General features: G+C 60.7%; 22 protein-coding genes and 2 pseudogenes. 15 read left to right on the top strand and 9 right to left on the bottom strand.

The features are described from left to right. The first annotated feature begins 8 nt into the window (after positions 1 to 8). The 4 genes from G9X67_RS23230 to G9X67_RS23215 all read left to right on the top strand — a co-directional run bounded on the left by G9X67_RS23230 (position 9) and on the right by G9X67_RS23215 (position 2,429). Positions 9 to 1,046: a 4-hydroxyproline epimerase gene (locus tag G9X67_RS23230; protein ID WP_171599792.1), complete on the top strand. Its 1,038-nt coding sequence runs from the start codon at positions 9 to 11 to the stop codon at positions 1,044 to 1,046. 50 nt (positions 1,047 to 1,096) lie between these two features. Beyond that, positions 1,097 to 1,459: a pentapeptide repeat-containing protein gene (locus G9X67_RS23225; RefSeq protein WP_138332361.1), complete on the top strand. Its 363-nt coding sequence runs from the start codon at positions 1,097 to 1,099 to the stop codon at positions 1,457 to 1,459. Between the two features lie 280 nt (positions 1,460 to 1,739). Continuing rightward, entirely contained in the window at positions 1,740 to 2,018 is a 279-nt protein-coding gene (locus tag G9X67_RS23220) for a hypothetical protein (RefSeq protein WP_138332362.1), read from the top strand. A 57-nt stretch (positions 2,019 to 2,075) separates the two neighbouring features. Further along, a complete protein-coding gene (locus tag G9X67_RS23215; protein ID WP_138332363.1) occupies positions 2,076 to 2,429 on the top strand; it encodes an ADP-ribosylation/crystallin J1 in 354 nt (117 codons plus the stop codon). A gap of 278 nt (positions 2,430 to 2,707) precedes the next feature. On the opposite strand, the gene G9X67_RS23210 is transcribed toward G9X67_RS23215, so the two are convergent. Next, positions 2,708 to 3,376 (bottom strand): TetR/AcrR family transcriptional regulator, encoded by a 669-nt coding sequence (locus tag G9X67_RS23210; protein ID WP_138332364.1) that lies wholly within the window; start codon positions 3,374 to 3,376, stop codon positions 2,708 to 2,710. Positions 3,377 to 3,457: 81 nt separating this feature from the next. Between G9X67_RS23210 and G9X67_RS23205 the strand changes: the two genes are divergently transcribed. Then, positions 3,458 to 4,198, top strand: a complete 741-nt coding sequence (locus G9X67_RS23205; protein ID WP_129417765.1) for an SDR family oxidoreductase — start codon at positions 3,458 to 3,460, stop codon at positions 4,196 to 4,198. Positions 4,199 to 4,346: 148 nt separating this feature from the next. On the opposite strand, the gene G9X67_RS23200 is transcribed toward G9X67_RS23205, so the two are convergent. Continuing rightward, positions 4,347 to 5,162, bottom strand: a complete 816-nt coding sequence (locus tag G9X67_RS23200) for an oxidoreductase (protein WP_171599791.1) — start codon at positions 5,160 to 5,162, stop codon at positions 4,347 to 4,349. A 488-nt stretch (positions 5,163 to 5,650) separates the two neighbouring features. On the opposite strand from G9X67_RS23200, the gene G9X67_RS23195 reads away from it, so the two are divergent. After that, positions 5,651 to 6,283, top strand: a complete 633-nt coding sequence (locus G9X67_RS23195; protein ID WP_171599790.1) for a TetR/AcrR family transcriptional regulator — start codon at positions 5,651 to 5,653, stop codon at positions 6,281 to 6,283. A gap of 62 nt (positions 6,284 to 6,345) precedes the next feature. Here G9X67_RS23195 and G9X67_RS23190 read toward each other — a convergent pair whose 3' ends face one another. Together G9X67_RS23190 and G9X67_RS23185 are read right to left on the bottom strand one after the other, a co-directional pair. Next, positions 6,346 to 6,642, bottom strand: a complete 297-nt coding sequence (locus tag G9X67_RS23190; protein ID WP_171599789.1) for a YciI family protein — start codon at positions 6,640 to 6,642, stop codon at positions 6,346 to 6,348. 242 nt (positions 6,643 to 6,884) lie between these two features. Continuing rightward, positions 6,885 to 7,277: pseudogene (locus G9X67_RS23185) on the bottom strand (TetR/AcrR family transcriptional regulator); the annotation flags it as partial. A gap of 1 nt (position 7,278) precedes the next feature. On the opposite strand from G9X67_RS23185, the gene G9X67_RS23180 reads away from it, so the two are divergent. Then, positions 7,279 to 7,446, top strand: a complete 168-nt coding sequence (locus G9X67_RS23180) for a hypothetical protein (protein ID WP_246413135.1) — start codon at positions 7,279 to 7,281, stop codon at positions 7,444 to 7,446. Between the two features lie 53 nt (positions 7,447 to 7,499). Here the strand turns inward: G9X67_RS23180 and G9X67_RS23175 are convergent, their stop codons facing one another. From G9X67_RS23175 to G9X67_RS23160, 4 genes are all read right to left on the bottom strand, one after another. Further along, the gene (locus tag G9X67_RS23175) at positions 7,500 to 9,044 is read right to left on the bottom strand and encodes an EAL domain-containing protein (RefSeq protein ID WP_171599788.1); all 1,545 of its coding nucleotides are present in this window, start codon (positions 9,042 to 9,044) and stop codon (positions 7,500 to 7,502) included. A gap of 469 nt (positions 9,045 to 9,513) precedes the next feature. Then, entirely contained in the window at positions 9,514 to 10,188 is a 675-nt protein-coding gene (locus tag G9X67_RS23170) for a hypothetical protein (RefSeq protein WP_171599787.1), read from the bottom strand. Positions 10,189 to 10,439: 251 nt separating this feature from the next. After that, entirely contained in the window at positions 10,440 to 10,916 is a 477-nt protein-coding gene (locus G9X67_RS23165) for an RbsD/FucU domain-containing protein (RefSeq protein WP_171599786.1), read from the bottom strand. Beyond that, positions 10,900 to 12,147 carry an ROK family transcriptional regulator gene (locus G9X67_RS23160; RefSeq protein ID WP_164027026.1) on the bottom strand — a complete coding sequence of 416 codons (1,248 nt, stop codon included), beginning with the start codon at positions 12,145 to 12,147 and terminating at the stop codon, positions 10,900 to 10,902. Before G9X67_RS23160 ends, G9X67_RS23165 begins: the two co-directional genes overlap by 17 nt. A 228-nt stretch (positions 12,148 to 12,375) precedes the next feature. Here G9X67_RS23160 and G9X67_RS23155 point away from each other — a divergent pair, with 228 nt between their 5' ends. From G9X67_RS23155 to G9X67_RS35095, 8 genes and pseudogenes are all read left to right on the top strand, one after another. Further along, entirely contained in the window at positions 12,376 to 13,395 is a 1,020-nt protein-coding gene (locus G9X67_RS23155) for a sugar ABC transporter substrate-binding protein (protein ID WP_017958798.1), read from the top strand. A gap of 155 nt (positions 13,396 to 13,550) precedes the next feature. Next, positions 13,551 to 14,615: an ABC transporter permease gene (locus tag G9X67_RS23150; RefSeq protein WP_138332375.1), complete on the top strand. Its 1,065-nt coding sequence runs from the start codon at positions 13,551 to 13,553 to the stop codon at positions 14,613 to 14,615. Between the two features lie 2 nt (positions 14,616 to 14,617). Next, the gene (locus G9X67_RS23145; RefSeq protein WP_062945140.1) at positions 14,618 to 15,400 is read left to right on the top strand and encodes an ATP-binding cassette domain-containing protein; all 783 of its coding nucleotides are present in this window, start codon (positions 14,618 to 14,620) and stop codon (positions 15,398 to 15,400) included. Then, positions 15,397 to 16,029, top strand: a complete 633-nt coding sequence (locus G9X67_RS23140; RefSeq protein ID WP_171599785.1) for a nucleoside triphosphate hydrolase — start codon at positions 15,397 to 15,399, stop codon at positions 16,027 to 16,029. The genes G9X67_RS23145 and G9X67_RS23140 overlap by 4 nt, the downstream gene beginning before the upstream one ends. A 72-nt stretch (positions 16,030 to 16,101) precedes the next feature. Next, positions 16,102 to 17,148 (top strand): dihydroorotase, encoded by a 1,047-nt coding sequence (pyrC, locus tag G9X67_RS23135; RefSeq protein WP_138332377.1) that lies wholly within the window; start codon positions 16,102 to 16,104, stop codon positions 17,146 to 17,148. Between the two features lie 179 nt (positions 17,149 to 17,327). Then, positions 17,328 to 18,506: a GGDEF domain-containing protein gene (locus G9X67_RS23130; protein ID WP_171599784.1), complete on the top strand. Its 1,179-nt coding sequence runs from the start codon at positions 17,328 to 17,330 to the stop codon at positions 18,504 to 18,506. 190 nt (positions 18,507 to 18,696) lie between these two features. Then, positions 18,697 to 19,233 carry a glyoxalase superfamily protein gene (locus G9X67_RS35100; RefSeq protein ID WP_246705445.1) on the top strand — a complete coding sequence of 179 codons (537 nt, stop codon included), beginning with the start codon at positions 18,697 to 18,699 and terminating at the stop codon, positions 19,231 to 19,233. Positions 19,234 to 19,262: 29 nt separating this feature from the next. Beyond that, positions 19,263 to 19,461 (top strand): annotated as a pseudogene (locus tag G9X67_RS35095) (diguanylate cyclase); the annotation flags it as partial. Between the two features lie 7 nt (positions 19,462 to 19,468). Here the strand turns inward: G9X67_RS35095 and G9X67_RS23120 are convergent. Continuing rightward, on the bottom strand, positions 19,469 to 20,029 hold the full coding sequence (locus G9X67_RS23120; protein ID WP_171599783.1) for a hypothetical protein: 561 nt from the start codon (positions 20,027 to 20,029) through the stop codon (positions 19,469 to 19,471). Positions 20,030 to 20,351 lie beyond the last annotated feature (322 nt).

Below are 20,351 nucleotides of genomic sequence, written 5' to 3'. Positions count from 1 at the left end.
TTTTCGATATGAGATGGAAGCGCACCATCCAGCTGCTGGATGTCCACGCCGAAGGTGAGATCGGCCGCGTCGCGATCGGCGGCGTGCCGAAGATCCCCGGCGATACCATTGCCGCCCAGCTGCATTGGCTGAACACCGATCCGAAGGGTGACGAACTGCGCCGCTTCCTTTGCCTGGAGCCGCGCGGCGCGCCCATCGGCTCGGTCAACCTGCTGCTGCCGGCGCGCCACCCGGAGGCCGACGCTGCCTTCATCATCCTGCAGCCCGATCAGGCGCATGCGAGTTCCGGCTCGAACTCGATCTGCGTCACCACGGCCTTGCTCGAATCCGGCATCGTCGAGATGAAAGAGCCGGAGACGATCGTGACGCTCGAAACTGCCGCCGGCCTCGTCAAGGCGACGGCGACCTGCCGCGACGGGCGCTGCGAGAAGGTGAAGCTCACCATGGTGCCCTCCTTCGTGCATGAACTCGATGTCGGGATCGACACGCCGCATTGGGGAAGGATCAAGGCCGATATCTGCTATGGCGGCATCTTCTATGCGCTTGTTGATGTCGGCCAGATCGGTCTGACGATCGAGAAGGCCAATGCCGCCGGCCTCGTCCAGGCCGGCATGATCCTCAAGGAGCTGATCAACCGCGACATCAAGGTCGTCCATCCCGAGATCCCGGCGATCTCGGGCGTCGCCTATGTGATGTTCCGCGATACCGAAGCCGACGGCACGGTGCGCACCTGCACCACCATGTGGCCAGGCCGGGCCGACCGCTCGCCCTGCGGCACCGGAAATTCCGCCAATCTCGCCACGCTTTATGCCCGCGGCAAGGCCAAGGTCGGCGACACCTTCACCTCGAAATCGATCATCGGCTCCGAATTCGAAGTCGGCCTCCAGGCGGTGACCGAAGTGGCTGGCCGCCCCGCCGTCATCCCCACCATCACCGGCCGCGGCTTCACCTTCGGTCTGACCCAGGTAGCGCTCGACCCCTTCGATCCGCATCCGAACGGTTTTGCGCTGACGGATGTCTGGGGGCCGGCGGCTGGGGAGATTTGACCGGTTAGAGCATCTGTCGCAACTGACATTTACTGTTTTAAGGTGTGGATATGAACCGCGACATCAAATCGAAAGAAATCCTCGCGCGCTATGCAGCGGGGGAACGCATTTTTCGGGACCTGGACCGCGGCGACGGCATTTACGATTTCAGCCATTCTGATCTTCGTGGCGCCATTTTTACTGGAAATCACCTTTTTGCCAGCTTTAGGGAGGCTAACCTGGAGCGCGCGGACTTCTCCCATTGCAACGTCAAAACGTCCGACTTCTCGCAAGCCAATCTGGCATCGGCAACATTCTTCGGATCGGCAATCGATGCGGCCGTGTTTGATGGTGCGGACTTAACAGGCACCATTTTTGAAGGGGCCAGCGCTTTCGGATATGTTTTCGGCAGGGACGAATTACCGCCACGCTGATTGCACGGAAATAGTCGAGTTATTTTCTGAATCCACGACCCAGCAGACGAAGGGGCCGACCTCGGTGATGCCAGGCGCGCGAGTATCGGCCTCTTTCGGATAGATCACGCCCTTGCGCGGGATCATGTTGGCATAGAGCGTGGCTTGCCGGTCTGGGCCACCGCACGGGCGGCCCGCACTCCTGGAACGCTTCAGGTCGTGAACGAATGAAAAGCCCCTACGCTGCGCATGGTTTAGTGATATGCACCATCCCTATAACCGATCTGCTTGTGAGTGACCGATGCGCAGCGAAGACGTCGATATTTTTTCGGACATGACCAATGCCGCCGTGATGCGTCATCCCGGCCGAAAGTTTCCCGGCATTCTCGTTCAGGGTGATAATCTCTATGCCATGTGCCTGCGGGCTGACGTTGCATGTGAAAAAGTTGGTCGCGGAACGCCGGGCTACGAGGATTTGAACGGTCTTCGCAACACGCTTTGGTCTTACCTTAATCACTATAAGTCGACCCTTGACGAGCACGGCATTAATTTGCCTTTCTCTGAAGATCGCCGGTTTTGAATGACGCCCGAAGATAGGTTCGCCGCTAGACTGTCGGATTACCGCAGAGAGACGAAGATGAGCGAAGATATCGAAACTATTACCCTGTGGCGTCCTGTCGGGCCTGGGGAACTGGCGCTTATTCGCGATCTCGACATGCGCGGATTTCCTCCGCGCTTGCCAGACCAGCCGATCTTTTATCCCGTGCTGTCGGAAGATTATGCCATCAAGATCGCGCGCGACTGGAATGTGCCGAGGAGCGGCTCTGGCTTCGTCACGAAGTTTGACGTGAGAAAGGATTACCTCGGCGGCCATGCGGTTCAGGAAGTGGGCGGCCGGGCGCATCTCGAATATTGGATATCTGCCGAGGAGATGGATCAGTTCAACGCGGCGATCGTCGGAACGATCAGGGTCACGAAGACCTTTCCGTAACCGCTTCCCGCCGGCGTCGTCCTGACGGGACGGTTCGCGCGAATGGCTGCCCCTCACCCTAACCCTCTCCCCGTAAAAACGGGGAGAGGGGACGTGCCATACAAGACGCCAATGGCGAACGGAAAGGGCGCGGCATATCCCCTTCGCCCCGTTTACGGGGAGAAGGTGGCGGCAGCCGGATGAGGGGCAGCGCCACACGCCGGCGATCCTACCAAGCTGCCGCGAGCAACTAACCAAAGGTGACGCAGGAGCATCCGCTTACAATATTCGAAACGCGATCAGCCCTGCCTGCGCTCAGCAGCCCCGGTTCGAGTGTCCCAACCCAGCATGGCCAGGTCGGCGACGGCCTCCAGTTCGCCACGGGTCGCTTCGTCACGGGCGAGGATCGACATGCCGTTCTGAACGGTCTGCACGAAGCGGGCCAGCGCGTGGACGTCGGTCGAGACCGGAATTTCGCCTGCTGATATCGCCTGGTTCAGGCGCGCCTTCAGGCGGTCGAGCGTGACGGCGCGGGCGGCTCGTACGAGTTCGCCGAGTTCCGCGTGGCCCTCGCTGCCGACCGAAGAGAGCGCCACCATGCAGCCGCGGGGAATATCCACGACACAGCCGGTCAGGGCAGCGGCCGAATCCATCAGAAACGACATCACCGCCTCACGGGCCGTGCCCGCGGAAAAGAAGCCTGCCCAGACGAGCGCCTCGTTGTTGTCGCGATAGTGGCGCAGCGCCTCGGCATAGAGCGCCTCCTTCGAACCGAATGCCGCGTAAAGGCTCGGCGATCCGATCCCCATCGCCTCGGTGAGATCGGCGATCGAGGTCGCCTCGAAGCCCTTGATCCAGAACAGCCGGGTCGCTTGCGCCAAGGCTGCTTCCCGGTCGAACGCCCGCGGCCGCCCGCGACTGCGGGCAGGGGTTTCATTGACGTTCGACATCTCATCCGATTTTTGCATCGATCATTATATAAACCCATTGACACCCCATCGCAACGTGCCTAGCTATTTATGTGTCGATCACTACAGAAAGAGAAGATCATGACAGAACTGGCTGGAAAGCGTGCCCTCGTCACAGGTGGCTCGCGTGGCATTGGCGCCGCCATCGCATTGGCGCTTGCCGACAAGGGCGCAGATGTCGCCATCACCTATGAGCGTTCGGCCGATCGCGCCGCCGAAGTCGTCCGGGCGATCGAGGGCAAGGGCCGCAAAGCGCTTGCCATCCAGGCCGACAGCGCCGATCCGGCGGCCGTGAAGCGCTCGGTCGACGAGGCCGCCCAGGCACTTGGCGGTCTCGACATCCTCGTCAACAATGCCGCAATCGCGCTTTACGGTGCGATCGCCGACGTCAGCGTCGAGCAGATCGATGCGCTGCTTGATGTCAATGTGCGGTCGCCTCTGCTCGCTTCGCAGGCGGCCATTCCCTATCTGCAGGCGGGAAGCCGCGTCATCACGATCGGCTCGGTCGGCGCCGAACGCATCGTCGGCGACACCGGTACGGTCTATTACATGACAAAATCCGCGCTCCACTCGTTTACCCGCGGCCTCGCACGCGAACTCGGATCTCGCGATATCACCGTAAACCTCGTCCAGCCGGGTTCGACCGACACCGAAATGAATCCCGCCAATGGCGACTTCGCCGACTTCCAGCGCGCCCTGATTCCACTTGGACGTTACGGCGAGCCGGAAGATGTGGCCGCCGCTGTGGCTTTCCTCGCAAGCCCGGCAGCAAGGCACATCACCGGAACCATCCTCACAGTGGATGGCGGCTTGAATACCTGAATCGGGATCTGTTGCCTACGAACGGCAGAAGACAGGGGGGATCGACGGAGGTCGGTCCCTTCGAATGCGAGCCGATCGCCTATGAGTGTCTTGCCTGCGTCTCATGCCGGATACCGGCATGAGACGCATTGTTGAGCCGCAGGCTGTGTCAGTCTGGCAGCTTCATCTGCTTGCGCAGGCTCTTGTCGAATGCACTGGCGGGAACGAAGCGGCGCAGGAAGTGCAATTGACGGGCGGCTTTGCTGGCGGGATAGCGCAGTTTCGGCGATTTCGCGGTGGCTGCCTTGACGACCGCTTCGCCAACCACTTCGGGCGCATCGCCTGCCTTGATCGCGCTGTTCCAGACAGCTTCTGTCGTCTTGCGGCCGCCGTCGTAGACACCAGTCATGCGGTCGGGCTGCGTCGAGTTATGGTCGAGAGCTGTGCGGGTAAATGCAGGTTCGACGAGCAGGACGCGGATCCCCAACGTGCGGACTTCGTGATCGAGCGATTCGGAATAACCTTCGACAGCATGTTTCGTCGCAGTGTAGAGCGCGCTGAACGGGCTCGGAATGAAGCCGACGACCGAACTGATGTTGATGATGCGGCCGTTGCGCTGGTTGCGCATGATCGGCAACACCTCGTTCGTAACACGAATGATCCCGAAGACATTCAGGTCGAAAAGTGCCTGAGCCTGTTCGATCGAGGACTCTTCCGCTCCGCCGATCAGTGCGCCACCGGCATTGTTGACTAGAACGTCGATGCGGCCAGCCTGTTTGATGACCTCGGCGATCATGCCCGCGACCGATTGACTGTCCGTCACGTCGCAGGTCAACATCGTGATGCCATTGGCAGACCCGGCTGTCGCCTTGCGGCTGGTTCCAAAGACGCGGTAGCCCGCGGTTACCAGAGCCTTTGCCGTGGCGCGGCCGATACCGGCCGCTGCACCTGTGACGACGGCGACGCCGCGGTTGTTGTTGCTCATTTCAATTTTCCTTCGGATCGTGCCGCCAACGGCAATGGGGTTGTGGGATATTACGGTCGTCGTTTTGGGTCGGGTGGCCTCGTGGGACCGCCCGGTCGGAACCTGATGTTGAAAGGGATTGCTGGTGTGACTTAGTTCAGCACGCCAGTGCCGGGGCGGAGTTCAAGCACACGACCGGTCCCCCGCGAAAATCTCTTGAGTGATCGCCGTGGCGAGATGCAAACTCGACGGAACCACCGATGCAGCGCGTAGGGGATTTGCGATCCAACCCACCCTCGAAAGAAGTCGATCTGTTCGGACGAGCGCAGACCTGCGAGGCCATTTGCTCTTCCTGGCCGATAAGGGCGACTGATATACTCATGGATGCAAATCCCTGAAGTTTCGGTTATGCGTGGACTGGGCAGGCATGATCTATACACTGCATAAATCCCGTGTAAAGGGGAATTTATGCAGTGTATAGATTTCGGTGCAATTTTTGAGGAATTAACGTGAGCGTGACAATCCGGGAAAACTACCATCACGGCGAACTTCGCTCGGCTTTGATCGCGGCCTCGGATGAGATCATCCGGGAAAGCGGCGTCGAGGGATTTTCGTTGCGGGAGGCAGCCCGCCGGGCCGGCGTGTCACCCGGCGCGCCGAAACACCATTTTGGCAGCATCGTCGGCCTGCTCACCGAGGTGGCGATCGCGGCCTATGGGCAACTAGCTCGGTATTTGTCCGATGCTCTCGTTGCGAATCAAACTGCTGAGCAGAAGCTCCAGTCGCTCGGGACGGCCTATGTCAGATACGCCCTCGACAATCCCGGTCATTTCCGCCTGATCTGCCGCAGGGATCTGGTCAACCGCCATCACCCCGACTTCGAGCCTGCCGTCTATTCCGCCATGACTGGCTTCGTCCTTACCGCCGCAGAATATTATGGATCGACTTTTCCACCTGAAACGGACCAAGCCGTGCATCCCGGCATCGTCGCGGCTGTGTCGACGATCCATGGGATTGCCCACATGGCAATCGAAGACAAATTCTCCTTCGTGCTCAGAAGCGACGAGCCGGAAGCCGAGCTGCTGGGCACCTTGCTGCCGTCGATGTTGAACTTCCATTGGCCGGTGAGAGATCCGCAATGAGCCGGTCAACAGCTCGCTGAGAAAGTGCTCCCTCTCGGGCTGGCAACAGTGCCGATGCGACGTCAGCCACGCGCCTTCAGATGAAGCATTGGATGATGCTCATAATGGCCGGCGCCGTTCTTCACGATCGGATCTTCCGACGTGATCGCCTGAATGTCTTGATCATCGCCAATCTGGTAGAGCGAGACGCCGTAGCCGCCGGCAGGATCCATCACCGGACCATGCGCGACGATCTTTCCTTCCTGGAGGCGCGTATCGAGGAAAACCCCGTGCTGCTTCATCCATTCCTGCTCGTCGGCAGACATGGTCGCCAGAAAGTCTGGGCGGGGCGGAATGTATTTGCACAGGTAGTATTTCATATCTGACTCCTGAGTTGCCGGAACACTGAAGACGGTCCTACGCCCCCCACAGCTGAGCCTTGCCCCTTTCGGGCCGTCTTCTGCGATGGAACATCGACCCGCATTTGGTTACTATCAATTTAAGACTAAGTCACTATCAAAAAGATATCGATACGAAGAATCTTCACGGGCCGAACGACCGTCGTCGCAGGCGCTTTGCTCGATGGTGAGCGCGGCGAAGGGCAGCACCCGTCGCTTGAGGTTTAGGATGAATTTTCGGAGAGCGTGGAACGGTCGGTCGGCCAGGTGGACAGCGCTTGCTCGGCAACGGCCTCCAGCATCTCGCGGCTGAATCCGGCTTTGGCCAGCACCGCCATGCCATGCGTGAGAGCCATCACGAAGGCTGCAAGGGCATCGGCTTTTGCCGTCTCCGGCAAGTCGCCCTCGGCCTTGGCCCGTTCGAAGCGTTCACGAAGCTGCGCCTGGCCGGCCGCACGAAAATCGATCAACGCTTGCCGCACGGGTTCCGCTTCATCCGATCCCGCCACGGCGCCATTGATGCCGAGACATCCCGTATGGTCGGGATAAGCCGGTCTTCCGCCGGCAGAGTTGAAAGAGATCCCGCAGGTAGCGGCAACCTCGGTCTGGGCCGCAGTCGTGGCTGACAAGGACGAAATCGGCGGACACTATCTCGAAGATTGCGCGGTCGCGCCGATCAATGACACGCCCAACCCCTTTGCCGACGGCGTCAGGTCCTATGCGCTCGACGCCGACAAAGCCAAGCAGCTTTGGGCGAGAAGTGAGGCATTGATAAGCGTAACTTGAAGTCGGTAAGCTCGTATCGGCTCTGATTCAGAGCCGACATACCGCGGCCCCCATCAACCGCGTTGCAAAATTCTGGGGCTGACCTGACCTGTGACAAGCTTCTCGGCCGGCGCTGGCCTACCAAGCAGATATCCTTGGCCGATGTCGCAACCCAGATCCTGAAGCCGCTGAAGTTGGCTCTCCTCTTCGATACCCTCGGCGGTTATCGTCACGCCAAGTCCCACACCGAGAGCGATGATGGCCTTGATCACCTTGTCCTGCTTGTCATTGGTTTCGAATGTAGAGACGAAACTCCTGTCGATCTTGATCTTGTCGAACCGGTAGTTGGAGAGTTGTGAGAGGCTGGAATAGCCTGTTCCAAAATCGTCGAGGGCAATCCTGACCCCAGCGTTCACCAGATCGTCGAGCACGATTCGTGCGGTGACGGCGTCTTGGATGATGGCGCTCTCCGTCACTTCCAGCTCGACCCTGTGCGCCGGCAGACCGACATCACCCAATATCTTGAGAATTCTGAGCCCCAGCAACCGATCGCTCAGCTGGATCGGAGAAAGGTTGAATGATAGGACGAGCTCACTTGGCCAGGAAAGCGCATCGGTGCAGGCGTGGCGAAGCAGTTGGTCCGTCAATTCGACGATCAGACCGGCTTCCTCTGCCACAGGAATGAATTCGTTCGGCGGGATGAATTCGCCGGAGGCGGTCTTCCAGCGTGCCAGCGCCTCAAAGCCGATAATCTTGTTCGTCTTCAGGTCCACGAGCGGTTGATAGTAGGGAACGATCTCAGCCTTCCTAATGGCGGCTCTTAGATCGGCTTCCACCCGAATCCGCTTCGCCAACTCGTCCTGCATCGAAGGCATGAAGGGCTTCACCAGATTGCGCCCCTGCTTTTTGGCGACATACATCGCGCAGTCGGAATGTCGAATGACCTGACCGAGGTCATCGCCGTTCTCCGGAAAAAGCGCGAAGCCGACACTGGCGCCGAGGTCGACGGCGACACCATTGAATGTGAACGGCTTGCCGATCACGCTCACGATGCGGTTCCCCAACGCGGCAAGATCGGGATTTCCAGTGCGCCGCGCCAGAACGATAAACTCGTCTCCGCCAAGACGAAAAACGTGCTCACGCGGAAAGAGGGAAGAGAGCCGCTGAGCGACAGTCTTCAGCACCGCATCACCGTGATCGTGTCCCAGGAGATCATTGACCTTCTTGAAGCCGTCGAGATCGATGCTGAAGACGGCGTAGGTTTCTTCCCTTTGATCGCTCATCGCCTGCGCGCAGATGGAATCCAGAAACCTGCGGTTCGGCAGTTCGGTCAGCGTGTCGTGACAGGCAATCCAGTCTACGTTCTTTTCGGCCTGCAGCCTGCGATGAACCTCCCTCGAAAGATCGCGGATCCTCAGCGCGGAATAAATCAGCCCGAGAAACCCGGAGATATTAAGGGCAAGGAGCGCGTGGTCGAGCGGATAGTCATGATGCTTCTCGATGAACGCATCCAGCCCCTCATGCCAGTCGAAGGACCACGATAGGCAGAAGAGAAGCAGGAAGGCCGCGAGCCAGACAACGATCTCCACCTGGGGTCTGGTCGGTTGGATGCGAGGCATATAACAGGCTCCTGTTGTGTGGCGAGCCGTCATGGCCAGTTTGGAGAACCGCATCGTCCCCGACATGTTTTCAATCAACAGCCGACATGGCTGATGCTCGTATCACCGAATGCCGGGTCGGGCATTGCAGTCGTTGATCAAGCTGCGCAGCACCGACAAGTCCGTAAGATTGTCTGACCTTCGAAGGTTAATGGCGGGTTGCATTGACGAAGGTACGGGCGTTTCGCTGCGTGAATTGGATATCTTTCCCGTAAATCGGATGGGGCCTCGATTCCATGGTGTCTGCCGGTCGCCGCTATCTGCCATTCTTCGAACGGCTGAAGAACCCGCCGGAGGATTAAGTAGTCCTTGAAAAGGAATGGGTGTGATGGGTTTACAGCGCCCCCGCGTCTTTTCAGCATCTGCGCGTCGCCGGCGACCGCGGACCGGCTCGGCAGTCTCGCCAGGGTAGGGCGCACCCCGGAGCCGATCAATCTGCCAGCATGGTATCCGCCAGGCTGTAGCAGTGGCTCGCCTGATAGGCGTTTCGACCTCGGTTCATGTGCGTCACATTGAAAGTCCGAATGGCGCACAAGATGCGGCGCTCCGCGAGGAATTTGCGGATCGAGGCCGAGCCCCGCACAGTGATGCCGAAAATGTCCTCGCCGCGCGGAAAAAAATAACCGACGTCTTCGGGCGTCGTGACGCAGTGCTCGAGAAAAGCCTCGTCGACATCGCCCTGCGCGGGTGAATGGTCGGTGGTGAAATGCGAAAGATGCACCAGGAATCGTGCACGCAGGCCCTCGCTGTCGGCATAGAGCGTGAAAAGCTCCATCCAGCTCGCATTAACGCGGATGAGCGGCTTGTCTGAGGTCGAGGGCAGACATGAAACCGACCAGTAGTGACGCTCGGTCGTGCGCGGGATGGGGATGCAGGTCTGCCCGTATACCCTGAGAATTTCCAGAACGTCTTGCGTCTGCGGGCGACGAAGCAGCTTCTGGAACCGGGCGACGTACTTGAACCGCTGTTCCAGGGACTCCGAGCGCTCTTCGGCGTCGATCAACTCCGCCTCGCCTTCAATCCAATCGCGCTGCTGCTCAGGATCCAGAAACTTGCGCAGACCGGTGGTGCTGCGACGAGGAGGCGCGCTCATGTCAGGTGCCATGTGAAATCCGTGTCCTCATCGCTTCACCGGCCTGATCCCGCGCGTGTCTATGCAGCTGCTCGACGTCCGCTCCTGGTGGTGAGGCGCCCGTTCGCAGCACTTGGCTTAGCAAGCTGTTTGCCGGCGCGGCGGACCAACCCACCGGCCGCACAGTAACATCCATCCAACGAATGGCGAAAGACCGACCTTCAGCCGGACCGAAAGCCAAAGCCTACCGACGACCAAACCGCTGCGCGTTTTTGCTGAAATTGCTAGTAGACGAACGGATCCACCTCGGCCGCCGCATGGGCGTCCGCTTCCTTGGGGTAGATCACGCCCTTGCGCAGGATGATGTTGGCATAGAGCCTCGGCTCGCCGGTCTGGATCACCGCATGGGCAGCCTTCACCCGTCCGTAGAAATCCTGGCCGATCAGCGGCACCACCTGCCGGTGCGGCTCGTGGCGGGCGCAGCAGTCGATCATCTCCTCGTGCACGGGGTCGAGCTTGTCGCGCTCGGCCTTGACGGTCGAGCGGAAGATCGCTTCCGCCACGAAATCGTCGATCGGCAACACGCTGAGCACGGCGTTGAGAACCGGGATGAGGTGGTGGCCGTCGAGCCGGATCAGCCGGCGGGCATGTTCGACGCCCGGATAATTGCCGTCGACGATGGCGATCTCGTCGCCGTGGCCCATGGCGCGAAGCGTCAAAAGCAGCTCCGGGCTCAACAGCGGATCAAGTCCTTTCAGCATGGTCTACCTCCTTGAAGAGTACGTTCTGGTCGGTGAGGTAACGCGCGAAGATTGGCAGGCTGGCGCCGCCGATGGCGCGCGCCTGCGCGCCGACCGCGCCCTCGATGATTTCGGGCATGACGACGCCCTGTAGGTCGAGCTTGGCCGCTTCGTCGATGGTGGCCTGCACCACGCGGCTGCGCACCCAGCTGGGAAAGCCGCCGTCGATCACAGCCGCGCTGAAATCGACGATCGAGGCGGCGGCGACGATCGCCTGCGCCAGCGCCTTGGCGCTATCCTGGATCCAGGCTTCCATCGGCTCGCCGAAATCCACCCAGTCGTCGGCCGAATACCAGAGCGGCTCGGGATCGATGCCGCGCTCGCGCAGCATGTTTTCGAGCACGAAGATCGAGGCGATTTCGAGCAACTGCTTCGTCTCGCCGTTCTTGCCGCGCACAGGCAGCGGCCCGATCGCGCCTGCCGTGCCGGTGCGGCCGGAAAAGATCGCCGAATTGAGCACGATGCCGCCGCCGATGAAGGAGCCGATGAAGAAATAGACAAAATCCGGGTAGGACGGCCCGACGCCGAAGACCAGTTCGGCGCCGCAGGCGCTGGTCGCATCGTTCTGCATGAAGACCGGATGGGAGACGCGTGCGGCGATGTCGGCCTGCAGGTCGATCTCCCGCCAGACTTCCATGGCGCCAGCCGGCGCCCCCACCTCTTCGGCCCAATTCCAGAGCTCGAAAGGCGCGGCGATGCCGAGGCCGGCAATACGGCCGCGCTGCTTGTCGTCGAGCCGCTCTTCGAGTTCCCGGATGCCCGAGGTGACGAAGGCGAGGATTTCATCCGGCAGCGGATAGGCATAGGTCCGGTGCAACTGCATGCGGATGCGGCCGACGAAATCCATCAGCACCAGATCGGCGCTGCGCCGGCCCATCTTCAGGCCGAAGGAATAGACAGCATCGGGATTGATATGCATCGGGATCGACGGCTGGCCGACACGGCCGCGCACCGGTTCCCCGCGCGACAGCAGCCCTTCCTTCTCCAGCACCCGCATGATGACGGAGACGGTCTGCGCCGACAGCCCGCTGCGGCGCGCGATATCGGCCTTCGACAATGCGCCGTAGAGACGCACCAGCGACAGCACGAGCCGTTCGTTATAGGCTCGCACCCTGACCTGGTTCGCACCTCCGGCCGGATTCAGAATTGGTGGCGGGACCGGCGTGTGTTCCGGTCCATCCAAGGACGACATGGCCGCTCCTCCCGATTGTTGGCCTATGCCCTAATTCGATCGAGCATGCCACATCGAATTAATAATTCAATTGGATTTATTTATTGACAAGCCAATTTCTTTTCGCTCTTAATTGCCGTCGTCAAGGGCACGGGACCGCTGGGAGGCATTAGCGATCCACGGCGAAGTGTCATATCTTAAGCTTCCGGCCCCGCAGGGGCGGCGCCGGCAAACTCTGGGAGGAGTTCCATGAAGAAATCTGTTCTCGCTTTCGGCGCGCTCGCGCTTGGTGTCACCTTTTCCGCTCCTGTCATGGCGGCTGACGTTGCTGCCTGCCTCATCACCAAGACCGACACCAACCCCTTCTTCGTCAAGATGAAGGAAGGTGCGACCGCCAAGGCCAAGGAACTCGGCGTCTCGCTGAAGTCCTATGCCGGCAAGGTCGACGGTGACAGCGAAAGCCAGGTGGCCGCGATCGAAAGCTGCATTGCCGACGGCGCAAAGGGCATCCTGATTGCTGCTTCCGACACCAAGGGCATCGTGTCTTCGGTCAAGAAGGCGCGTGAAGCCGGCCTGCTGGTCATCGCTCTCGACACGCCGCTCGAGCCGGCCGATGCCGCCGACGCCACCTTCGCCACCGACAACCTGCTCGCCGGCAAGCTGATCGGCCAGTGGGCCAAGGAAACGATGGGCGACAAGGCCAAGGATGCCAAGGTCGGCTTCCTCGACCTGACCCCGTCGCAGCCGACGGTCGACGTTCTGCGCGACCAGGGCTTCATGATGGGCTTCGGCATCGATCCGAAGGACCCGAACAAGATCGGCGACGAGGACGATGCTCGTATCGTCGGTCATGACGTGACCAACGGCAATGAAGAAGGCGGCCGTAAGGCCATGGAAAACCTTCTGCAGAAGGATCCGAGCATCAACGTCATCCACACGATCAACGAGCCGGCCGCTGTCGGCGCCTATCAGGCGCTGAAGGCCGTCGGCATGGAAAAGAACGTGCTGATCGTCTCGGTCGACGGCGGTTGCCCGGGTGTGAAGTCGGTCAAGGAAGGCGTCATCGGCGCCACCTCGCAGCAATATCCGCTGATGATGGCAGCCCTTGGCGTCGAAGCGATCAAGAAGTTCGCCGACAATGGTGAAAAGCCGAAGCCGACCGAAGGCAAGTCCTTCTACGACACCGGCGTCTCGCTCGTGACCGACAAGCCGGTTTCCGGCGTCAAGTCGATCGACACCAAGGAAGGCACGGACAAGTGCTGGGGCTGAGCCCTGATTGTTGAAAGCAGACCGGCCGGGGCTTGATCCCCGGCCGTTTTCGACGGACGATGTTCCGTCGCCTCACGAACCGGCTAATCAAAGACCGGATGGATATCGGTGACGGCCCCCGCGCGAGTTCGGCGCGCGGATGCGGAGGAGGAACCATGACCGGAACACAGGAATTCGAACGTGTCCTCGACGGCAGCGACAAGAGCGTTGCCTCCTTCGAGCACGAGAAAGTCTCGCTGATCAAGCGCGCGCAGCATTTTCTCCACTCGACGCCGGCCGCCGTGCCGCTGATCGTGCTGGTGTTGGCGATCGTCATCTTCGGGATCACCATCGGCGGACGGTTCTTCTCGTCCTATACGCTGACGCTGATCCTGCAGCAGATCGCCATCGTCGGTATTCTCGGCGCCGCCCAGACGCTGGTCATCCTGACAGCCGGCATCGATCTTTCGATCGGCGTCATCATGGTGATCTCGGCGGTGATCATGGGAAATGTCGCCATCACTTATGGCATACCGACGCCGATTGCAGTGGTCGCCGGGCTTGTCGTCGGCGGCCTTTGCGGATTGCTGAACGGCTTCCTCGTCGCCTACATGAAGCTGCCGCCCTTCATCGTCACGCTCGGCACCTGGAACATCGTCATGGCGACGAATTTCATCTATTCCGCCAATGAGACGATCCGCGACACCGACGTCGACGAAAAGGCGCCGCTGCTGCATCTTTTCGCCGTGAGCTTCAAGCTCGGCAGCGCGGTGTTGACCCTCGGCGTCATCGCCATGGTGCTGCTCGTCCTGGTGCTCTGGTATGTCCTCAATCACACCGCCTGGGGCCGGCATGTCTATGCCGTCGGCGACGATCCGGAGGCAGCCAAGCTCTCCGGCATTCAGACCAAGAAGGTGCTGCTGACCGTTTACGCCATATCAGGCGTCATTGCCGGCTTGGCCGCCTGGGTCTCGATCGGCCGCAACGGCTCGATCTCGCCGTCCTCGGCCGTCACCGATTTTAACCTCCAGGCGATCACCGCGACTGTGATCGGCGGCATCTCGCTCTTCGGCGGCCGCGGCTCCATTCTCGGCACGCTTTTCGGTGCCATGATCGTCGGCGTCGTCTCGATGGGCCTCAATATGCTCGGCGCCGACCCGCAATGGAAAGTCCTTTTGACAGGCGTGCTGATCATTGCCGCCGTCGCCATCGATCAGTGGATCAGAAAGGTTTCGGTGTAATCATGGCTCGCGAACCCCTTCTCACCGCCCGCGGTCTCGTCAAGCGTTATGGCCGCGTGACCGCGCTCGATAATGCCGATTTCGACCTCTATCCGGGTGAAATCCTCGCCGTCATCGGCGATAACGGTGCCGGCAAGTCCTCGCTGATCAAGGCGATATCGGGCGCCGTCACCCCGGACGAGGGGGTGATCACGCTCGAAGGCCGGCAGGTGCAGTTCCGCTCGCCGATGGAGGCGCGCGACGCCGGCATCGAGACCGTCTATCAGAATCTCGCCTTGTCGCCGGCGCTGTCGATCGCCGACAACATGTTCCTCGGCCGCGAGATCCGCAAACCTGGCCTGCTCGGCTCGATGTTCCGCATGCTCGACCGGCCGGCCATGGAAAAGCTGGCGCGCAACAAGCTCACCGAACTCGGCCTGATGACCATCCAGAACATCAACCAGGCGGTGGAAACGCTCTCCGGCGGTCAGCGCCAGGGTGTTGCGGTCGCCCGCGCCGCCGCCTTCGGCTCGAAGGTCATCATCATGGACGAACCGACCGCGGCCCTCGGCGTCAAGGAAAGCCGCCGCGTGCTGGAACTGATCCTCGACGTGCGGGCCCGCGGCCTGCCGATCGTGCTGATCTCCCACAACATGCCGCATGTCTTCGAGGTGGCCGACCGGATCCACATTCACCGCCTCGGCCGGCGGCTGACGGTGATCGATCCGAAGGAATACACCATGTCCGACGCCGTCGCCTTCATGACCGGCGCCAAGGCGGTGCCGACGGAGCCCGTCGCCGCATGAACGCACGCATCGATGAAATCGCCGGCGAGGTGCTTGACCGCGCCGGCCATTCCAGGCGTTTCCTGGTCGCCATCGCCGGACCGCCGGGTGCCGGCAAATCGACCATGGCCGACAATCTGGCCAACGCCCTGAAGGCGAAAGGCGAGAGTGTCGCGGTGCTGCCCATGGATGGTTTCCACATGGACAATGCCATTCTCATTGAACGTGGCCTGCTTGCCCGCAAGGGTATTCCCGAAACCTTCGATGTGCGTGGCTTCCTGGATATAGTTCGCGCGGTTCGCCCCGCAGATCAGGAAGTTCTCGTCCCCGTCTTCGACCGCTCGCGCGAGCTTGCGATTGCCTCTGCCCGCCCGATCACTCCCGGGGATCGTTTCATCATCATCGAAGGCAACTATCTGCTCTTCACGCAGGGCAAATGGGCTGAACTTGACGGCATATTCGACTACACGATCATGCTCGCCCCACCAATCGAGGTGCTGGAAGAGCGCCTTTGGGATCGCTGGCGCGGTTATAATCTGACCGAGGAAGCTGCCAACGCCAAGGTCTACGGCAACGACCTGCCGAACGGCCGGCTGATCCTCGAAAACCGCCGCCCTGCCGACGTGACGCTGGAGATCGCGCTGGCGTGATGCCGCGGCGATTGTTTTCATGTAAAAGATAGTGCTATCGAGGCTGCAGACGCATCGCTTCGGAGGCCTGCCATGCAATCGATCACCATCCGCCGTCCTGATGACTGGCACCTGCATCTGCGCGACGGCGCCATGCTGGAAGGCGTGATCGCCGATACGAGCCGCACCTTCGCCCGCGCCATTATCATGCCCAATCTCGTGCCGCCGGTCGTCACGTCAGCTGACGCCAAGGCCTATCGCGAGCGTATCCTCAAGGCCTTGCCGGACGGTCATCGCTTCCGGCCGCTGATGACGCTTTATCTCACCGAACATACCAGCCCCGATGACGTAGAGGAGGGGAAGAACAGCGGCCTCATCACCGCCGTCAAGCTTTATCCGGCTGGCGCCACGACCAATTCGCATGGCGGCGTGCGCGACATGGAAAAGGCGATGCCGGTGCTGGAGCGCATGGCAAAGATCGGCCTGCCGCTTTGCGTCCATGGCGAGGTGACGACGCCGGAGGTCGATATCTTCGATCGCGAGGCCGTCTTCATCGAGACCGTGCTCGATCCGCTGCGGCAGCGCCTGCCGGAGCTGAAGGTGACGATGGAGCATGTGACGACATCCGATGGCGTCGATTACATCAAGGCGGCCAGGGGCAATCTCGCCGGCTCGATCACCACCCACCATCTGATCATCAACCGCAACGCCATCCTCGTCGGCGGCATCCGCCCGCATTATTATTGCCTGCCGGTCGCCAAGCGTGAAAACCACCGGCTGGCCCTGCGTGCGGCGGCCGTCAGCGGTGACCCGCGCTTCTTCCTCGGCACGGATTCCGCGCCGCATGTCGATCCGCTGAAGGAATGCGCCTGCGGCTGCGCCGGCATCTATACCTCGGTCAATACGATGAGCTGCCTCGCCCATGTCTTCGAACAGGAAAGCGCGCTGGAGCGGCTCGAAGCCTTCGTGTCGCTGAACGGGCCGGCCTGGTACGGGCTACAGCCGAACGAGGAGCGCATCACCCTGTCGAGGCAGGCCGAGCCGGTTGTCTTTCCCGCGAGGATTGAAACTGGCGCCGGTCCCGTGACGGTGTTCGATCCGATGTTTCCCCTGCATTGGCAGGTGGTGCAGCAGGCGTAATCTTTCAGATTTCAATTTTAAATAGATTTTTTATCCTAAATTCCGGCGTAACGTTAAACGCGTAACATTTGTATTGTGCGGTGCATCATTTGTTAACGGATGCATAAGACATTCCTCAGCACCGACCCCATGAGCTGCCGACATCATCCGGCGCGGCTGCAGTCGCGGAGACTGAAAGCATGATGCTTGACTATAACTCCCTCTTGTTGGCGCTCGGCGTCTCCGCGGCCTGCCTGGCGGTGACGCTGATGGGCAGTTGGCTTGTCCGTCGCGCAGAAACCGTGCTGTTGACCGCCACTGTCGGCCTTGTCCTCGTCGTCAGCGGCATTTTCGTCTATAGCGCTTATGTCAATACGCCGGAGAAATGGCTGGGCGTCGCCAATTTCGTGCTGTTTCATGCCGGTTTTGCCACCATCTGGGGCGCCGGCAAACAATTCCTCACCGGCCGGGTGTCTCTCCTCGCCATCGCGATCCGCGCGCTTGCGGCGATGGTCTTCTCCGTCGTGCCGATGCTGTCAGGCTATGACGGCCTGGCCTTCATCGCCGACAATCTCGCCATCGCCCTTTTGCTCTTTGCCACCGCCCGGCAATATTGGCTCGCCCGTGCCGAAGCACCGGCGCCGCTTCTCGGCATCACAGCGCTCTATACGTTGACGGCGATCTCCTTCTTTCTCTGCGCCGCGGTGCTGATATCAGACGGCAAGCTGGTGCTCGGCAAAGCCCCCAGCAACTGGGCCGAAGATCTGAGCCTTGCCGTCTGCATCGCCGGCATGACCGGGATCGGCGCGCTGTCGCTGGCGCTGCATCAATGGCGGCTCGCTGCCCGCCATCGCCTCGATGCGATCACCGATCCGCTGACCGGCCTGCTCAACCGCCGCGCCCTTTTCGACCAATACGGCACGCGCCCGATGGGAACGACCACGGCCGTCATCGTCTTCGATATCGACCATTTCAAATCCGTCAACGATCGCTTCGGCCATGCCACCGGCGACCGCGTCCTCAATGTCTTTGCCGGCGAACTTTCGGCCCATTGCCGCACCGGCGACACCGCTGCCCGGCTCGGCGGCGAGGAATTCGTGCTGGTGCTGAAGGAGATCATGCCCGGCCGGGCGGAACTCACGGCCGAGCGTATCCGCCGGGCATTCGAGGCGCGCGAGATCCATATCGACGACGAGGTGCTGACATGCACGGTCAGCGTCGGCGTCGCCCCCGGCCGTTCGAAGAACTTGGATTTCGACACCATGCTGAGTGCCGCCGACAAGGCGCTCTACGTCGCCAAGCGCGCCGGCCGCAACCGGGTCGAGCTTGCCAGCTACCTCAAGGCGGTTCCCGTCGAGGCAACGCGCACTGCGTCTTGATTCCTAACCGGCCCTCTCATAATATTGTCCTCGGCCGGATGCGGCCAGCCGCCCCGCGACGCTTCTGCGTTATGGTGAATGCATCCAGACAACATCCTTCACATCCCTTGCCGTTTGGCGATCGATGGCGAACGGGTCAGCAGACGCGGGCACTGATCTTCCTGTTTGCCGCCAACGGAAGGATGACATCATGCGCGATTTTCGCGATGCCAAGCTCATGGCAAAGACATTGCGGCAGGCCCTTGCCGACCGCGACATTTCGCTCACCCACAGCGAGGCGCTCGAAATCGTCGCCCGGCAGTTCGGGCTCGATCAATGGAATATCCTCTCGGCAAAGATCGATGCGGCAGGGGCTAACCCCTCTGCCATCGGCATCGAGCCGCCGATGCCGATCTTCCGCATCTTCTCGGTCGAAAAGGCGATGGAGTTCTATTGCGGCTTTCTCGGCTTCCATCTCGATTGGGAGCACCGCTTCGGCGAAAACTTCCCGCTCTATTGCCAGGTCTCGCGCGACGGCATGGCGCTGCACCTCAGCGAACATTCCGGCGACTCCAGCCCCGGCGCCAAGGCCTTCGTCCGCGTCGCCAATGTGCGGGCCTATCACGCCGAACTCTCAGGCAAGGACTACCGCTACATGAAGCCCGGCGTCGAGCAAGCGCCGTGGGGACTGGAGATGACCGTCACCGACCCCTTCAGCAACCGCATCGCCTTTTGCGAGCAGACGTAGTCGTCAGCGCAGCTTGGCTTATAGGTGACAAATCGATCAACGACCGCTATGGCCAGGCCGCCGGCGACCGCGTGCTCCAGGTCTTCGCCGATGAACTGACGGCCCGTTGCCGCCCCGGCGATACCGCGGCCGGCTCGGCGGCGAAGAGTTTGCGCTGGTGCTGACGGAGATCATGCCCCGCCGGATGAGCTCGCCGCCGAGCTCATCCGGAAAGCCTTCGAGGCGCGGCGTTTCTTCAATCTACCCGGCGCAGACTTTCCACAAAGACACCCCGACTGGTGCCTCGGCCCGAAACGGCGATCCGCTGTCCCGGTCCAAGTTCTCGCCTGATGTTCTCAGGGACACGACAAATTTCGTCGAATAGCATCGGAACCCCTTCGACCTGAACCGGTGACCGACATTTTTTGCTACCCCTTTCATGGGCGTCGACGACGGTGAAAGAAAGCTCTACCAGATGGCCAGCGATAAAGGCGAATAGCATCGGCACTGCGATGATGACGAGATGCTTTCCGAAGAAATAACCAGCGATCGGAGCGATTAGCAGGCCGAAACCTTTCCTCACGCCGTCGATCTCGCGCCTGCTCTTCAAAATGAGCCAAAACGGCAATGCCGCAGAGACCACGCCGACGGCGAGAGCAGGAAGGGCCGCCTTAGAGATCCACTCGTTTGACGGCAGAAAGTTAAAGCCGGATATCTGGACGAAAATGGAAAGTACAGCCGGCAAAAGCAACATGGTCAGAAGGATCCGGCCCGGTTTGCCGAGCGGCCATTTGACACTCTCTTCCTTCGACCCCATGGACAACGTACCGCTCTTTACATCGCAACCTGTCAATCACTCTGTGGCACATTTCGGCTGGCGGCTTCAAGGGGGCACGATCAGGGCAGCAAAAACCATTTTGGCTGCGTCTAAGAGGCCGCGGAACCCCTTTATACACCAACGACAAACTACAATGATGGCGCTCCCATGGATGTCGGCGCTTGCATCTCCGTCCTTGGAACTTACAGTCACACCATCGACGTTGTTTCAATGGAAATGAGTCCTGGTCGGCAGGGTGGGAACCAGATGAAATGTGTTTCGGTCCTGATTTTAGCGTTTCTGTCGATTTTTTTCGGATGGT

It is taken from the genome of Rhizobium sp. WYCCWR 11152, assembly GCF_013087615.1.
Lineage (GTDB): Bacteria > Pseudomonadota > Alphaproteobacteria > Rhizobiales > Rhizobiaceae > Rhizobium > Rhizobium indicum.
Note: the sequence above shows the minus strand (reverse complement) of the source record. Positions and strands in the feature narration are given on the sequence as shown.

Bases quoted from the DNA above. Each gene is read 5' to 3' on its own strand.
- G9X67_RS23155 (WP_017958798.1), top strand. From the start codon at position 12,376: ATGAAGAAATCTGTTCTCGCTTTCGGCGCGCTCGCGCTTGGTGTCACC.
- G9X67_RS23200 (WP_171599791.1), bottom strand. From the start codon at position 5,162: ATGAGCAACAACAACCGCGGCGTCGCCGTCGTCACAGGTGCAGCGGCC.
- G9X67_RS23130 (WP_171599784.1), top strand. From the start codon at position 17,328: ATGATGCTTGACTATAACTCCCTCTTGTTGGCGCTCGGCGTCTCCGCG.
- G9X67_RS23225 (WP_138332361.1), top strand. From the start codon at position 1,097: ATGAACCGCGACATCAAATCGAAAGAAATCCTCGCGCGCTATGCAGCG.
- G9X67_RS23150 (WP_138332375.1), top strand. From the start codon at position 13,551: ATGACCGGAACACAGGAATTCGAACGTGTCCTCGACGGCAGCGACAAG.
- G9X67_RS23145 (WP_062945140.1), top strand. From the start codon at position 14,618: ATGGCTCGCGAACCCCTTCTCACCGCCCGCGGTCTCGTCAAGCGTTAT.
- G9X67_RS23140 (WP_171599785.1), top strand. From the start codon at position 15,397: ATGAACGCACGCATCGATGAAATCGCCGGCGAGGTGCTTGACCGCGCC.
- G9X67_RS23120 (WP_171599783.1), bottom strand. From the start codon at position 20,029: ATGGGGTCGAAGGAAGAGAGTGTCAAATGGCCGCTCGGCAAACCGGGC.
- G9X67_RS23230 (WP_171599792.1), top strand. From the start codon at position 9: ATGAGATGGAAGCGCACCATCCAGCTGCTGGATGTCCACGCCGAAGGT.
- G9X67_RS23165 (WP_171599786.1), bottom strand. From the start codon at position 10,916: ATGCTGAAAGGACTTGATCCGCTGTTGAGCCCGGAGCTGCTTTTGACG.
- G9X67_RS23215 (WP_138332363.1), top strand. From the start codon at position 2,076: ATGAGCGAAGATATCGAAACTATTACCCTGTGGCGTCCTGTCGGGCCT.
- G9X67_RS23160 (WP_164027026.1), bottom strand. From the start codon at position 12,147: ATGTCGTCCTTGGATGGACCGGAACACACGCCGGTCCCGCCACCAATT.
- G9X67_RS35100 (WP_246705445.1), top strand. From the start codon at position 18,697: ATGCGCGATTTTCGCGATGCCAAGCTCATGGCAAAGACATTGCGGCAG.
- G9X67_RS23205 (WP_129417765.1), top strand. From the start codon at position 3,458: ATGACAGAACTGGCTGGAAAGCGTGCCCTCGTCACAGGTGGCTCGCGT.
- G9X67_RS23210 (WP_138332364.1), bottom strand. From the start codon at position 3,376: ATGCAAAAATCGGATGAGATGTCGAACGTCAATGAAACCCCTGCCCGC.
- pyrC (WP_138332377.1), top strand. From the start codon at position 16,102: ATGCAATCGATCACCATCCGCCGTCCTGATGACTGGCACCTGCATCTG.
- G9X67_RS23175 (WP_171599788.1), bottom strand. From the start codon at position 9,044: ATGCCTCGCATCCAACCGACCAGACCCCAGGTGGAGATCGTTGTCTGG.
- G9X67_RS23190 (WP_171599789.1), bottom strand. From the start codon at position 6,642: ATGAAATACTACCTGTGCAAATACATTCCGCCCCGCCCAGACTTTCTG.
- G9X67_RS23170 (WP_171599787.1), bottom strand. From the start codon at position 10,188: ATGGCACCTGACATGAGCGCGCCTCCTCGTCGCAGCACCACCGGTCTG.
- G9X67_RS23220 (WP_138332362.1), top strand. From the start codon at position 1,740: ATGCGCAGCGAAGACGTCGATATTTTTTCGGACATGACCAATGCCGCC.